Annotated in this window: 10 protein-coding genes, 2 tRNA genes and 4 other RNA genes; 10 read left to right on the forward strand and 6 right to left on the reverse strand. The window is 48.6% G+C overall.

Annotated elements, in window-relative coordinates; all coding sequences use genetic code 11:
• Positions 1 to 89: 89 nt before the first annotated feature.
• Positions 90 to 1,724 carry an oligopeptide ABC transporter substrate-binding protein OppA gene (gene oppA, locus I6L74_RS20170; RefSeq protein WP_059179175.1) on the reverse strand — a complete coding sequence of 545 codons (1,635 nt, stop codon included), beginning with the start codon at positions 1,722 to 1,724 and terminating at the stop codon, positions 90 to 92.
• 771 nt (positions 1,725 to 2,495) lie between these two features.
• Complete coding sequence (locus tag I6L74_RS20175; RefSeq protein WP_012017686.1) at positions 2,496 to 3,143, reverse strand: YchE family NAAT transporter; 648 nt, start codon at positions 3,141 to 3,143, stop codon at positions 2,496 to 2,498.
• A 487-nt stretch (positions 3,144 to 3,630) separates the two neighbouring features.
• Here I6L74_RS20175 and adhE point away from each other — a divergent pair, with 487 nt between their 5' ends.
• On the forward strand, positions 3,631 to 6,306 hold the full coding sequence (adhE, locus tag I6L74_RS20180) for a bifunctional acetaldehyde-CoA/alcohol dehydrogenase (RefSeq protein ID WP_059179176.1): 2,676 nt from the start codon (positions 3,631 to 3,633) through the stop codon (positions 6,304 to 6,306).
• An 81-nt stretch (positions 6,307 to 6,387) separates the two neighbouring features.
• Here adhE and tdk read toward each other — a convergent pair whose 3' ends face one another.
• Complete coding sequence (gene tdk, locus I6L74_RS20185) at positions 6,388 to 7,002, reverse strand: thymidine kinase (protein WP_059179177.1); 615 nt, start codon at positions 7,000 to 7,002, stop codon at positions 6,388 to 6,390.
• 547 nt (positions 7,003 to 7,549) lie between these two features.
• Between tdk and hns the strand changes: the two genes are divergently transcribed.
• The gene (gene hns, locus I6L74_RS20190) at positions 7,550 to 7,963 is read left to right on the forward strand and encodes a histone-like nucleoid-structuring protein H-NS (protein ID WP_012017689.1); all 414 of its coding nucleotides are present in this window, start codon (positions 7,550 to 7,552) and stop codon (positions 7,961 to 7,963) included.
• Between the two features lie 201 nt (positions 7,964 to 8,164).
• Here hns and galU read toward each other — a convergent pair whose 3' ends face one another.
• The 3 genes from galU to rssA form a co-directional block, all read right to left on the reverse strand.
• Positions 8,165 to 9,073, reverse strand: coding sequence for a UTP--glucose-1-phosphate uridylyltransferase GalU (gene galU / locus I6L74_RS20195; RefSeq protein WP_059179178.1), 909 nt, complete (start codon positions 9,071 to 9,073; stop codon positions 8,165 to 8,167).
• A 197-nt stretch (positions 9,074 to 9,270) separates the two neighbouring features.
• Complete coding sequence (gene rssB, locus I6L74_RS20200; protein ID WP_059179179.1) at positions 9,271 to 10,284, reverse strand: two-component system response regulator RssB; 1,014 nt, start codon at positions 10,282 to 10,284, stop codon at positions 9,271 to 9,273.
• 92 nt (positions 10,285 to 10,376) lie between these two features.
• Positions 10,377 to 11,279, reverse strand: a complete 903-nt coding sequence (rssA, locus tag I6L74_RS20205; protein WP_059179180.1) for a patatin-like phospholipase RssA — start codon at positions 11,277 to 11,279, stop codon at positions 10,377 to 10,379.
• A gap of 115 nt (positions 11,280 to 11,394) precedes the next feature.
• On the opposite strand from rssA, the gene I6L74_RS20210 reads away from it, so the two are divergent.
• The 8 genes from I6L74_RS20210 (at position 11,395) to I6L74_RS20245 (ending at position 13,802) form a co-directional block, all read left to right on the forward strand.
• On the forward strand, positions 11,395 to 11,853 hold the full coding sequence (locus I6L74_RS20210) for a YchJ family protein (protein WP_059179181.1): 459 nt from the start codon (positions 11,395 to 11,397) through the stop codon (positions 11,851 to 11,853).
• A 47-nt stretch (positions 11,854 to 11,900) separates the two neighbouring features.
• The gene (purU, locus tag I6L74_RS20215) at positions 11,901 to 12,743 is read left to right on the forward strand and encodes a formyltetrahydrofolate deformylase (RefSeq protein ID WP_012017694.1); all 843 of its coding nucleotides are present in this window, start codon (positions 11,901 to 11,903) and stop codon (positions 12,741 to 12,743) included.
• A 156-nt stretch (positions 12,744 to 12,899) separates the two neighbouring features.
• Positions 12,900 to 12,984: transfer RNA gene (locus I6L74_RS20220), tRNA-Tyr, on the forward strand.
• A 35-nt stretch (positions 12,985 to 13,019) separates the two neighbouring features.
• Positions 13,020 to 13,104 (forward strand) — tRNA-Tyr (locus tag I6L74_RS20225).
• Positions 13,105 to 13,147: 43 nt separating this feature from the next.
• Positions 13,148 to 13,278, forward strand: a non-coding RNA gene (locus I6L74_RS20230) — RtT sRNA.
• Positions 13,279 to 13,322: 44 nt separating this feature from the next.
• Positions 13,323 to 13,453: non-coding RNA, RtT sRNA (locus I6L74_RS20235), on the forward strand.
• Positions 13,454 to 13,497: 44 nt separating this feature from the next.
• A non-coding RNA gene (locus I6L74_RS20240) (RtT sRNA) lies at positions 13,498 to 13,628 on the forward strand.
• Between the two features lie 43 nt (positions 13,629 to 13,671).
• A non-coding RNA gene (locus I6L74_RS20245) (RtT sRNA) lies at positions 13,672 to 13,802 on the forward strand.
• Positions 13,803 to 13,868: the final 66 nt, after the last annotated feature.

Genomic DNA, 13,868 nt, shown 5'->3' on the forward strand with positions numbered 1-13,868 from the left:
CTCACTCAAATCGAAATGAATGATGACGTGTAGTTTGTGCGATGAGTTAAGACACAGTGGGGCAAATTGCTTTGCCCCACTGATTGCCATTAATGCTTAATGATGTACAAATCTTTGGTGTAGATGTTATCCATCGGGTCTTTGCCGGTATAACCGCCAACCCAAGGTTTCACCAGACGCGCGTTCACGTAGTAGTAAACCGGTACAATCGCAGAGTCTTTACCCAACTGCTGCTCCGCTTTGTCGTACTGAGCGGAACGCTGTGCTTCGTCGGTTGCTTTCAAAGACTCTTTCATGATCGCGTCAAACGCCGGGCTCTTATAGTGCGCGGTGTTCATAGAGCTGTCAGAAAGCATCGTGTTCAGGAAGGATGTGGGTTCGTTGTAGTCCGCACACCAGCCTGCACGCGCCACGTCATAGTTGCCCTGATGACGGGTATCCAGGAAGGTTTTCCACTCCTGGTTAACCAGCTTCACGTCAACACCCAGGTTTTTCTTCCAGATGGATGACGCCGCGATTGCCAGTTTTTTGTGCAGATCTGAGGTGTTATACAACAGGTCAAATTTCAGTGGCTTGTCAGCGGTGTAGCCCGCTTCAGCCAGCAGTTTTTTAGCTTCTTCGTTACGCTTTTCCTGAGTCCAGGTGAACCACTCTGGTTTGGTCAGTTTCGCGCCGTCAGCATAAGGCGGGGTATAACCGAAAGCAGGCAGATCGCCCTGCGCTTTCACTTTGTTAACGATAATATCGCGATCCAGGCCCAGCTTCAGCGCGGTACGAACGCGGACATCGTTAAACGGTGCTTTCTGGTTGTTAATTTCATAGTAATAAGTACACAGATACGGATCGACGTGAACTTCTGTCGGGATCTCTTTTTTCAGCTTCTGGAAGAGTTCAATCGGCAGGTTGTTATAGGTCATGTCGATTTCACCGCTGCGGTAGCGGTTTACGTCGGTCACTTCAGAAGAAATAGGCAGATAGGTAATCTGATCAACGATGGTTTTACCGTTATCCCAGTAGTTGGTATTACGTTCCATCACGATACGTTCGTTAACAACCCAGTCTTTCAGCTTATACGCACCGTTGGTCACGATGTTCGCAGGCTGCGTCCATTTTTCGCCAAATTTTTCGATGGCAGCTTTATTTACCGGGGACATTGCCGGGTTAACCAGCAATTTGTAGAAATACGGAACGGGTTCACTCAGCGTGACTTCCAGGGTGTGGTCGTCAACCGCTTTCACACCAAGCTCAGACGGTTTCTTTTTGCCGTCGATGATTTCATCAACGTTCAGGATGTGACCATATTGCGGATAGCTCGCGTAGGGGGATGCGGTATTAGGATCCACCAGACGCTGCCAGCTATACACGAAATCTTGTGCGGTGACAGGTTCACCGTTGGACCATTTTGCGTCTTTACGCAGGTGGAATGTCCAGACTTTAAAGTCTTTATTATCCCAGCTTTCAGCCACACCTGGGATTGGGTGACCGTCTTTTGTTGAAGTAATCAGCAGACCTTCAAACAGGTCGCGGCTGATATTTGCTTCCGGAACGCCTTCGATTTTGTTCGGGTCAAGAGACTGAGGCTCTGCACCGTTGTTACGAATCATGGTTTGCTTTTCTGCCAGTGTAATTCCGGCAGGAACCTCGGCAGCCATTGCCATATTACCCGCGATTAGCGCAGTGAAGATTCCCGCGGCAATCAGATTTTTTTTTGTGATGATGGACATTGTGTTGATACTCCACTCATTATAATTACTGGTTTTATGACCAGCCTGTTTAATTCCCCTGAGGGGTCCTGAACAACGCAGGAGTTGAGCTGCTGTCAGGTCGTTTACTTCTTGCTATCACCGACTTTACTTATTGCTGATGACTCGTGTGGCCACCTTGCGTCGATTCCAAACACGCCTCCCCTGTTTTGAGACGTGTGATATTGGGTTGAGATGAGCGCTACTTTGAAAATCATTCTCATCTACAAGAATACTGGAGCAAAATATAAGGCCGGAAAGTACCAAATGGCTTAATTTCGCGCCAATACATTTTGCAAATTTGTTAAGCAATTCTCTTTTACTACGATGGGATTTTCGGTGAGGGCAGCCTTGCCGTACTACAGACACATTGAAAAGACCGAACATTCAATGTGATAGCGAGATTCATCTCGCGTTGCGCTTCGTTGCGCTATCATCGACTCGCATTTGTACAAAAATTTAACAACTGGTTATTATTTAGCACATTCATCTAGGGGAATGTTGAAATTACTAATAACATTTCGGTTATCTCACAGCAAGCCCCAGAGTATCATGTGATTAAAATAACAGACTGTTTGCGCGGTTTATGTACGGGGAAAAGAGAGGATTCACATTAAGTTACTGAAATGTAACGAAATTGATTTATTAGCGGAAATTATTATTTCTTGTGAAGATTTCAACTTTATTTATATGATTTGCTGATAATAACGAAAAAAAACGGAGCCACTGGCTCCGTCCTTTCATATGAAATGATTAATTCACCAGACCAGGGAAAATACTTTTTAGCCCTGTCACAATGAATTCGATTCCTAACGCCATCAGCAACAGCCCCATAATTCGCGTGATCACGTTGATACCGGTTTGTCCCAGTAAACGCACAAGCCAGGGTGCAATGCGAAACACGCCCCAACAACACAGCGCAAAGAGGGCAATCGCGATCGAAAACCCGATCAAATGCACCAAGTTATGGTAGCGCGTGCCCCAGACGATAGTGGAACTGATCGCACCTGGCCCCGCCATCAAAGGCAGTGCAAGAGGAACAACGCCTATGCTCTCGCGAACCGCGGACTCTGATTTTTCCTGTTTGTTCTGTTTATCTTCCCCCAATTTCCCGCTGATCATCGACATCGCAATCGTCACCACGAGAATGCCACCTGCGATACGGAAGGAGTCGATGGAGATGCCGAAAATTTGCAGAATCGAGTCGCCAAGAAAAAGTGACGTCAGCAAGATGATGGCAACGGACAGGTTAGCTGTCAGGTTAGTTTTATTTCGGGCAACCGCCGTCTGGTAGCTCGTCATACTAATGAAGACAGGGATGATCCCCACCGGGTTAACGAGTGCGAACAAACCAATAAAAAACTTAAAATAGGTAGAGAAATCAAAGAGCAATGGGGTCACAATTAGCTCCGCAAATCAGCATGGCCCGAACAACAAATTAAAGGAAGTAAAACCGCGCTGAAGATACGCTTTTTATCAGCATACTTCACCAGAAATCTGCTCCAAAACGCTATGAATTTCCTGTGTTAAGTATTTGTGTCAATGATGGAATATTCGATTCCATTACTTTTGTAATTATTTAACACTTGATATGATTACTCAAAATACCTGTGCTGAAAGGTATCAGCTTCGGTATAAATTGATTCAGATCATGTTTTCCGTACTCAGAAGTGAGTAATCTTGATGACACCAACAGGGAGTGGGCCTAGTAAAAAGGGATGATGCTAAAGTCAGGCTCTTTTAGTAAGTTAGTGCCGGAGAGTTGATTGCGAACCTCAGTAAACCTTTGTTTTATTGTGTGTTAAGCAAGTGCTGACACCTCGGCTATACTGGTGAGTTATTGAGCGCTGGTTTACTAAAAGAGTTTAAACATTATCAGGAGAGCATTATGGCTGTTACTAATATCGCGGAACTTAACGCACTCGTCGAGCGCGTCAAAAAGGCCCAGCGTGAATATGCCAATTTCACCCAAGAACAGGTTGATAAAATCTTCCGCGCAGCCGCACTGGCTGCTGCAGATGCTCGAATCCCTCTCGCTAAAATGGCCGTTGCCGAGTCTGGCATGGGTATCGTTGAAGACAAAGTGATCAAAAACCACTTCGCTTCAGAGTATATCTACAACGCCTATAAAGATGAGAAGACGTGTGGCGTTCTGGCAGAAGATCATACGTTCGGTACTATCACTATCGCTGAACCAATCGGTATCATTTGCGGTATCGTTCCGACAACTAACCCAACGTCTACCGCCATCTTCAAGTCACTCATCAGCCTGAAGACCCGTAACGCAATCATCTTCTCCCCACACCCACGTGCTAAAGATGCGACAAATAAAGCGGCTGATATTGTTCTGCAAGCCGCCATCGCAGCGGGTGCACCAAAAGATCTGATTGGTTGGATTGACCAGCCATCTGTAGAACTGTCTAACGCGCTGATGCACCACCCAGATATTAATATGATTCTGGCAACCGGTGGTCCAGGCATGGTGAAAGCCGCATACAGCTCCGGTAAACCTGCCATTGGTGTTGGTGCCGGTAACACCCCAGTTGTTGTTGACGAAACCGCCGACATCAAACGCGTTGTTGCTTCTATCCTGATGTCTAAAACCTTCGATAACGGCGTAATTTGTGCTTCCGAGCAGTCAGTTATCGTTGTTGACTCTGCATATAACGCAGTGCGTGAACGTTTTGCTACCCACGGCGGTTACATGCTGCAGGGTAAAGAGCTGAAGGCCGTTCAGGATATCATTCTGAAAAATGGCGCACTGAACGCTGCAATTGTTGGCCAACCTGCCGCTAAAATTGCAGAACTGGCAGGCTTTACGGTTCCCGCTGATACCAAAATTTTGATTGGTGAAGTCAGCGTTGTAGATGAATCTGAACCCTTTGCTCACGAAAAACTGTCCCCTACTCTTGCCATGTACCGTGCTAAGAGTTTCGAAGACGCGGTGATCAAAGCGGAGAAACTGGTTGAAATGGGCGGGATTGGTCATACCTCTTGCTTGTATACCGACCAGGACAACCAGCCTGAGCGCGTGAAGTACTTCGGCGACAAAATGAAAACCGCACGTATTCTGATCAACACCCCTGCTTCTCAGGGTGGTATCGGTGACCTGTATAACTTTAAACTCGCGCCTTCCCTGACTCTGGGTTGTGGTTCATGGGGTGGTAACTCCATCTCTGAAAACGTTGGTCCTAAGCACCTGATCAACAAGAAAACCGTTGCTAAGCGAGCTGAAAACATGTTGTGGCACAAACTTCCGAAATCTATCTACTTCCGCCGTGGCTCACTGCCAATCGCGCTGGATGAAGTGATTACTGATGGCCACAAACGTGCGCTCATCGTGACTGACCGTTTCCTGTTCAACAACGGCTATGCAGACCAGATCACTTCTGTTCTGAAAGCAGCAGGCGTTGAGACTGAAGTCTTCTTCGAAGTTGAAGCTGACCCAACCCTGACCGTTGTTCGCAAAGGTGCAGAGCTGGCTAACTCCTTCAAACCAGACGTGATCATCGCGCTTGGTGGTGGTTCCCCGATGGACGCCGCTAAAATCATGTGGGTTATGTACGAACACCCAGAAACGCATTTCGAAGAACTCGCACTGCGCTTTATGGACATCCGTAAACGTATCTACAAGTTCCCGAAAATGGGCGTGAAAGCAAAAATGATTGCGGTCACCACCACCTCTGGTACCGGTTCTGAAGTGACGCCATTTGCGGTTGTTACTGATGATGCGACGGGTCAGAAATACCCACTGGCTGATTACGCTCTGACTCCAGATATGGCGATTGTTGATGCCAACCTGGTGATGGATATGCCGAAATCACTGTGCGCATTCGGTGGTCTGGATGCAGTGACTCACGCACTGGAAGCTTACGTTTCTGTACTGGCGAGTGAATTCTCTGACGGTCAGGCTCTGCAAGCGCTGAAACTGCTGAAAGAAAACCTGCCAGCCTCTTACAATGAAGGTTCTAAAAACCCAGTAGCACGTGAGCGTGTACACAACGCTGCGACCATCGCCGGTATCGCGTTTGCTAACGCCTTCCTCGGTGTGTGTCACTCAATGGCGCACAAATTGGGTTCACAGTTCCACATTCCTCACGGTCTGGCGAACGCCCTGCTGATTTCGAACGTTATTCGTTACAACGCTAACGACAACCCGACTAAGCAGACAGCATTTAGCCAGTACGACCGTCCGCAGGCTCGTCGTCGCTACGCAGAAATCGCAGACCATCTGGGTCTGAGTGCTCCAGGCGATCGCACTGCTGCGAAGATTGAGAAACTGCTGGCATGGCTGGATAGCATTAAAGCTGAACTGGGCATTCCTAAATCTATCCGTGAAGCGGGTGTTCAGGAAGCTGACTTCCTGGCACATGTTGACAAGCTGTCTGAAGATGCATTCGATGACCAATGTACTGGCGCTAACCCGCGTTACCCATTGATCTCCGAGCTGAAACAGATTCTGCTTGATACATACTACGGACGCGAATTCAGCGAAAATGACACAGCTGCAGTAAAAATTGATGCACCTGTAAAAGCTGATAAAAAAGTGAAGAAAAACGCTTAATTATTAGCTGAAATAAAAAACCCGCCACTGGCGGGTTTTTTTATGCCTGATGAACAACCATCAGCAAAAACAGGATGAAGTCTAATGACGATTCTCTTCTCCGAGAGCTGTAAGAGACCCAACAGCCAGCGCTTCTTTATAGTGCTTACGGCACACGGATACATAGCGTTCGTTGCCGCCAATGACGACCTGTTCACCCTCAGCGAAGGGTTTTCCTTCATGATCAAGACGCAGCACCATGCTGGCTTTGCGGCCGCAGAAACAAATCGTTTTCAACTCGACCAGTTTGTCTGACCAGGCCAATAAATACTGGCTACCGATAAACAGTTCGCCGCGAAAGTCGGTGCGCAGTCCGTAGCACAGAACGGGAATATCGAGTTCATCAACGACTTCTGAAAGAGCATGGACCTGCTGACGTGTCAAAAACTGACTTTCATCTACCAGAACGCAATGTATCGGCTTCACAGCATGCTCAGAGCGGATGTCACTGAGCAAGTCGGTTCCGTTATTAAAGAGCTTTGCCGGAGAGGATAGCCCTATACGAGAGCTCACCTTGCCTGCCCCAAAGCGATCGTCAATCTCGGCAGTGTATACCAGCGAACGCATGCCCCTTTCTTGATAGTTATAAGAGGATTGCAGCAGCGCTGTAGACTTGCCTGCATTCATTGCGGAATAGTAGAAATAAAGTTGTGCCATTGGTCGTTAAACCCTAATCAATGTGTAATATTCCCGATGGATGATTGTACCATAATTTGCCTCATCCCCAGTGTGACGAGCCACAAAACAGGTGCATAGGCAATGTCAGCATTCGAGACTGATAAACAAAATAACATGTTAAAACATGCAGTAATGCCATTTTCCATTTGTCAGAAGAGCGTTTATAGCCGTGTAAGTCATGACTTTTTATAATGGAATTCTTACTCGCCCAAATTCAATATTTATTAACTATTCTGGCAATAAGACCCCTTCGAGTGGGGTAATACAAAAGGTTGATATTTATCCGCCGCAACTATAATCACAAGCCTGATTGTCACTAAACAAACATGTAGCCGGTCGGTTTATGCCAGTAGAGATGATAACAAGCCCATCATCCTGACAATGAAATTTAAGTTAACGTAATTAATATTGGCGCGTGATATTAAGTATTTTTTGAATTCCTTACATTCCCACCTATTGCACATCTTAAATTATCACTCTATTATTAGGACAACAAACCCCCCATTATAAGTTTGAGATTACAAAAATGAGCGAAGCACTTAAAATTCTGAACAACATCCGTACTCTTCGTGCGCAGGCAAGAGAATGCACCCTCGAAACGCTGGAAGAAATGCTGGAAAAATTAGAAGTTGTTGTGACTGAACGTCGTGAAGAAGAGAGCGCTGCGGCTGCCGAAATCGAAGAACGCACTCGTAAACTTCAGCAATACCGTGAAATGCTGATTGCCGACGGTATCGATCCAAACGAATTACTGAACAGCATGTCAGCTGCTAAGACCAGCACTAAAGCAAAACGTGCAACTCGCCCAGCTAAATATAGCTACGTTGATGAGAACGGCGAAACTAAAACCTGGACAGGCCAAGGCCGTACTCCAGCAGTAATCAAGAAAGCCATGGAAGAGCAAGGCAAACAGCTGGACGATTTCCTGATCAAGGATTAATCGCCTGCCTTTCAGAAAAATCCCGTTTAATACGGGATTTTTTATGCCCGTAATTTATACCGATACATCCGCTTACACCCAATTATATAGCTACACACCGTTGCTCATACTTCCTTAAGAATCAGCTTATGGCGGTTATCAGGCATAAAAAAAGCCGATATCATCTGACTGATACCGGCTACATACATCTGAGCGATCAGATCACTTTTTAATACCCATCGTATCTTTCAACCAAGCTTTAAATTCTTCGCCCAGAGAATTGTGACGGAGACCATATTCAACGAAAGCCTGCATATAACCCAGTTTATTACCGCAATCGTGGCTCTTGCCTTTCATGTGGTAGGCTTCAACGGTCTCTTTCTCGATGAGCATATCGATGCCATCGGTGAGCTGGATTTCGTCACCTGCTCCTGGAGGGGTTTTAGCCAGCAGCGGCCAAATCTCTGCGCTCAGCACATAGCGACCCACCACGGCGAGATTAGATGGCGCAACGTCTGCTTTTGGCTTCTCGACCACGCCAACCATCGGCACGCTTTCACCTGGTTTTAGCTCAACGCCTTTGCAGTCAACAACACCGTAAGCCGTCACATCTGCAACGGGCTCTACCATGATTTGGCTGCTGCCCGTTTCGTCAAAGCGTTTAATCATCTCAGCGAGGTTATCCTGAGAGAGGTCAGATTCGAACTCGTCAAGAATCACGTCTGGCAGAATAACAGCGACAGGTTCGTTACCCACAACCGGATGCGCGCACAGCACCGCATGGCCCAGGCCTTTAGCCAGCCCCTGACGCACCTGCATGATGGTGACGTGGGGAGGACAAATAGATTGCACCTCTTCCAGCAGTTGACGTTTGACGCGTTTTTCCAGCATGGCTTCAAGTTCAAAACTGGTATCGAAATGGTTTTCGATAGAGTTTTTAGACGAATGTGTTACCAGTACAATTTCCGTAATACCGGCGGCAATACACTCATTAACAACATACTGGATTAAAGGCTTATCGACCAACGGCAGCATTTCTTTCGGAATGGCCTTAGTAGCCGGTAGCATCCTGGTTCCCAATCCCGCCACTGGGATAACGGCCTTTGTAACTTTCGAATTTAGGGCAGCCATTGAAATCTCCTGAACTGTTCAAGTTTTGAACTTTATGCAATAAATAACGCATTCAGTATATCAGCCTCGCAATGTGATCCGGGTCTGAAAAGGGCGCGTTACCGATTAATTAGGATAAATACGTATCAAACTGGCAACGATAGTAGCACTGCCAGTAAAACGAAGATAAAGCTATCTGAAGAATAAAATTTAACTGCTTATTCCGTGGACAACATTAAGCGCAAACGCCCGCCTGCGCCCCAAATTTGACACTGCCATGATGAACAGCGATGGCTTATTTGGTTCAAATATGTCGTCCCCATGGTGCCTAACGGCACGCCATTACTGACCTGGATATTATGCTCACCGGTATTAAGCGTGGCGTTAAGGCCCGCGGAGACCAGGATAAGGTTTTTCAACTCGCTATGGTAATAACCGACTAACAGCGGAAACTGTCCCGGTAAATTGGCCTGGCGGAAAAGATGGTTAACTTGTTTAAGCAGCGTCCCTAATTCAGGAAGCCGTTGTCCCTGATGAGAGAGTTGCTCCTGCAAGAGACCATTAAAAAGTGCCCGCAATAATAATGCTGCTAATACCCCGTTATCACCGGCCCGTGTCACATCCAGGCAATAAAAGGCGAGATCGGTATCAGAGAGCGGTGCGATATCGAGCACCAGTCCAGGCTGATCGGCGGCAACCAACTGACGGTAATTAACGCGACAATGCGATATATTTTGCTGAACAGGCGGCTGAAGCTCTTGTAATAATTTCGCGGCGGCATGCGGATTACTGACCAACGCATCCCAGTCCTGGAAAAGACGCTCCTCTTCTTCTACGCGAGAATTAAACATATTCGGGTAAAGGCAAGCGAACACGGTTTCGCGCAATCTGTTCAGATCTTTGACGGGTTTGAGCAGCACATCTTGTACGCCGAGGCGCAGCGCTTTCGCGATATCGGCCATGTTTTCAGTCGCCGAGATAACCAGGATCGGGGTTTGATCACCTTCATTGCGTAAATGCTCAACCAGCTTCAGGCCATTCATACGCGGCATGGCGATATCGCAAATCATCAGATCCGGGGTCATATCGGCTAATTTTTCCAGGGCATCCAGGCCATCAGTAGCCAGTGTCGTGGTCGCGCCTAAAGAGGATAACCAGGAATCCAACAGCGAACGGAAAACGGGCTCGTCTTCAACTATTAAAATGTGTTTTCCGGTCAATGGCTGTGTCATGTTCTCTCCCCTGCCTGACAATAGGTAAATAGTGGCATGCTATTGTGCCTATCGCCTGTCAGAATTTGCTGAAGTCATCAAAATACGGGTGCTCACACGGCTGTGCGCACCAAAGGTAGCAACTCATCTATTTTCTTTTCGACGGCTAACGCACCGGCGGCGATGGCAGCGTCGGCGCGATGAAAATCGAGCGTGGAAATTTGCGGACAGAACGGCTGGATCAGAATGTCCGGCGGATCGCCCGCCATGCGATTTCGCTTCAGTCGATTTTCAAGCACCTGGATTGACGTCGTCATTATCTCCATAGCCGTCGGCGCCGAGACAGTCTTACGTGCGGCCATTCGCCCTAAGCGCTCGCGCAGGCGCTCATGCCAGACCAGTTTATCGATATCCGGCTCTTCGCTCTGCACATTTATGGGCATTAAATCTTGCTGCATCAGATGGGCGTCATGCTGTAAATCCACGGCAATCACGATATCTGCGCCCATCGCCCGCGTCAGAGAGATGGGAACCGGATTGACGACCCCCCCATCGACCAGCCAGTAACCGTTATGCGGAACCGGCGCCATCAAACCCGGCATACTGCACGACGCGCGCACGGCAAGGTGGAGATCACCCTCGGTGAACCAGAGCTCTCTGCCCGTACTGAGATTGGTTGCCACTGCGCCGAACGGCATTTGGCAATGACTGAAATTATCGAGTGGCATGATTTCGCGAAAGCGATTAAAGACGCGCTCACCGCGCAGGAGTCCGCCCCGCTGCCACGAGAGATCCATAAGACGCAAGACATCCCAGTAGCTGAAAGAACGTACCCACGATTCCAGCTCTGGCATTTTATCGCACGCGTAGGCGGCTCCGACCAACGAACCAATGGAGCAGCCTGCAACAAGATCAACGTCAATACCGATTCGTTTTAATGCGTTAATCACGCCAATATGTGACCAGCCTCGCGCTGCGCCTGAGCCCAACGCCAGACCTATTTTTACTTTTCTCATTAGCCCTGCTTCACTTCCCCTGAATTCCCGGCGTAGCATCATCGCTACCGCTCAGTTAACATAGTGCCGCCCAGGCGTTAAGACGCCATTACTTTATTGTTCCAGGAAGAGCATTGTGACTCAACTCTGTCCCTGTGGTAGCGCCCTCGAGTATAGCCTATGTTGCCAGCGATATCTTTCTGGCGACCAGCTTGCTCCGGACCCGTCACACCTTATGCGCTCCAGATACACAGCTTTTGTGATCAAAGACGCAGACTATCTGATCAAAACCTGGCATCCGTCCTGCCAGGCCGCTGATTTTCGCCAGGAGATCGTTTCGGGATTCGCCAACACGCAATGGCAGGGTCTCACGATTTACGAAACATCAATGGATCAAACAGCGAAAGAAGGTTTTGTCAGTTTTGTCGCCCGTTTCATTGAACATGACAAACCGGGTGCCATCATTGAACGCTCGCGGTTCATTCTTGAGGGCGGACAATGGTACTATATTGATGGTACTCGTCCGCAATTTAGTCGTAATGACGCCTGCCCTTGCGGCTCAGGTAAAAAATTTAAAAAGTGTTGCGGGCAATAATGCCTGACCACCAATAACACGCAAACACTCAACAGGATTTCCTCGCGATGCAATCACTACAACGCAAAGTACTGCGTACCATTTGCCCTGATCAGAAGGGTTTAATCGCTCGTATCACCAACATTTGCTATAAGCACGAATTAAACATCGTGCAGAACAATGAGTTTGTTGATCACCGCACCGGCCGCTTCTTTATGCGCACCGAGCTGGAAGGGATCTTCAACGACACGACCCTGCTCGCCGACCTTGATGGCGCATTGCCAGAAGGTTCTGTTCGCGAGCTGACCCCTTCCGGGCGTCGTCGGGTCGTGATTCTCGTTACCAAAGAAGCGCATTGCCTGGGCGATCTGTTAATGAAAGCCAACTACGGTGGTCTTGACGTGGAGATTGCAGCGGTCATCGGCAATCACGATACGCTGCGCACGCTGGTTGAGCGTTTTGATATTCCTTTCGAGCTGGTGAGCCATGAAGGCCACACGCGAGAAGAACACGACGATCTAATGGCTCAGGCTATTGAAGCGCACGATCCGGATTACGTGGTGCTGGCGAAATACATGCGCGTCCTGACGCCGTCGTTTGTCTCTCGTTTTCCGAACAAAATTATCAACATTCATCACTCATTCTTGCCTGCCTTTATTGGTGCGCGCCCTTATCACCAGGCGTACGAGCGTGGCGTGAAGATCGTGGGTGCCACCGCCCACTACGTCAATGACAATCTGGATGAAGGTCCAATCATCATGCAGGACGTCATTCACGTGGATCATACCTACACGGCGGAAGATATGATGCGTGCAGGTCGCGACGTAGAGAAGAACGTGTTGAGTCGTGCGCTCTATCAGGTGCTGGCGCAGCGCGTCTTTGTTTACGGCAACAGAACGATTATTCTTTAATCCTTCATGAAATGAATTGATTAGCTTTGCACCTTTACGAATAAAAAGCAGCCAACTGATTCATTTTAAAGAAAGGAATGCTTTACAGGGGCGCGTCATTTGATATGATGCGCCCCGCTTCCAACAGGAAGCAGGCCAGTAAAAGCATTACCCCGTGGTGGGGTTCCCGAGCGGCCAAAGGGAGCAGACTGTAAATCTGCCGTCATCGACTTCGAAGGTTCGAATCCTTCCCCCACCACCATCTCTCAGCCTTACTTCAAAATGTGAATTACCCCTGGTGGGGTTCCCGAGCGGCCAAAGGGAGCAGACTGTAAATCTGCCGTCATCGACTTCGAAGGTTCGAATCCTTCCCCCACCACCATCTTCGCAAATATCACCTCAATCAATCGAACAGCTGCGCTGCATATCCTGCCCATGCGGGAAGGATGAGAAGCTTCGACCAAGGTTCGATTCGAGCGTAGCGAGAAAGCGTTGCCGCAGGCAACGACCCGAAGGGCGAAGCGTATCGCGCTGAGTCATCCTTCCCCCACCACCTTCTTCGCAAATATCACCTCAATCAAATCGAATAGCTGTGCTGCATATTCTGCCCAAGCGGGAAGGATGAGAAGCTTCGACCAAGGTTCGATTCGAGCGCAGCGAGAAAGCGTTGCCGCAGGCAACGACCCGAAGGGCGAAGCGCATCGCGCTGAGTCATCCTTCCCCCACCACCCTCTTCGCAAATATCACCTCAATCAAATCGAATAGCTGTGCTGCATATTCTGCCCAAGCGGGAAGGATGAGAAGCTTCGACCAAGGTTCGATTCGAGCGCAGCGAGAAAGCGTTGCCGCAGGCAACGACCCGAAGGGCGAAGCGCATCGCGCTGAGTCATCCTTCCCCCACCACCATCTTCGCAAATATCACCTCAATCAATCGAACAGCTGCGCTGCATATCCTGCCCATGCGGGAAGGATGAGAAGCTTCGACCAAGGTTCGATTCGAGCGCAGCGAGAAAGCGTTGCCGCAGGCAACGACCCGAAGGGCGAAGCGCATCGCGCTGAGTCATCCTTCCCCCACCAGCCTCTTCGTAAATATCACCTCAATCAAATCGAACAGCTGTGCTGCATATTCTGCCCAAGCGGGAAGGA

This window comes from Lelliottia amnigena (assembly GCF_019047465.1).
In the GTDB taxonomy this organism is placed as follows: domain Bacteria; phylum Pseudomonadota; class Gammaproteobacteria; order Enterobacterales; family Enterobacteriaceae; genus Enterobacter; species Enterobacter amnigenus.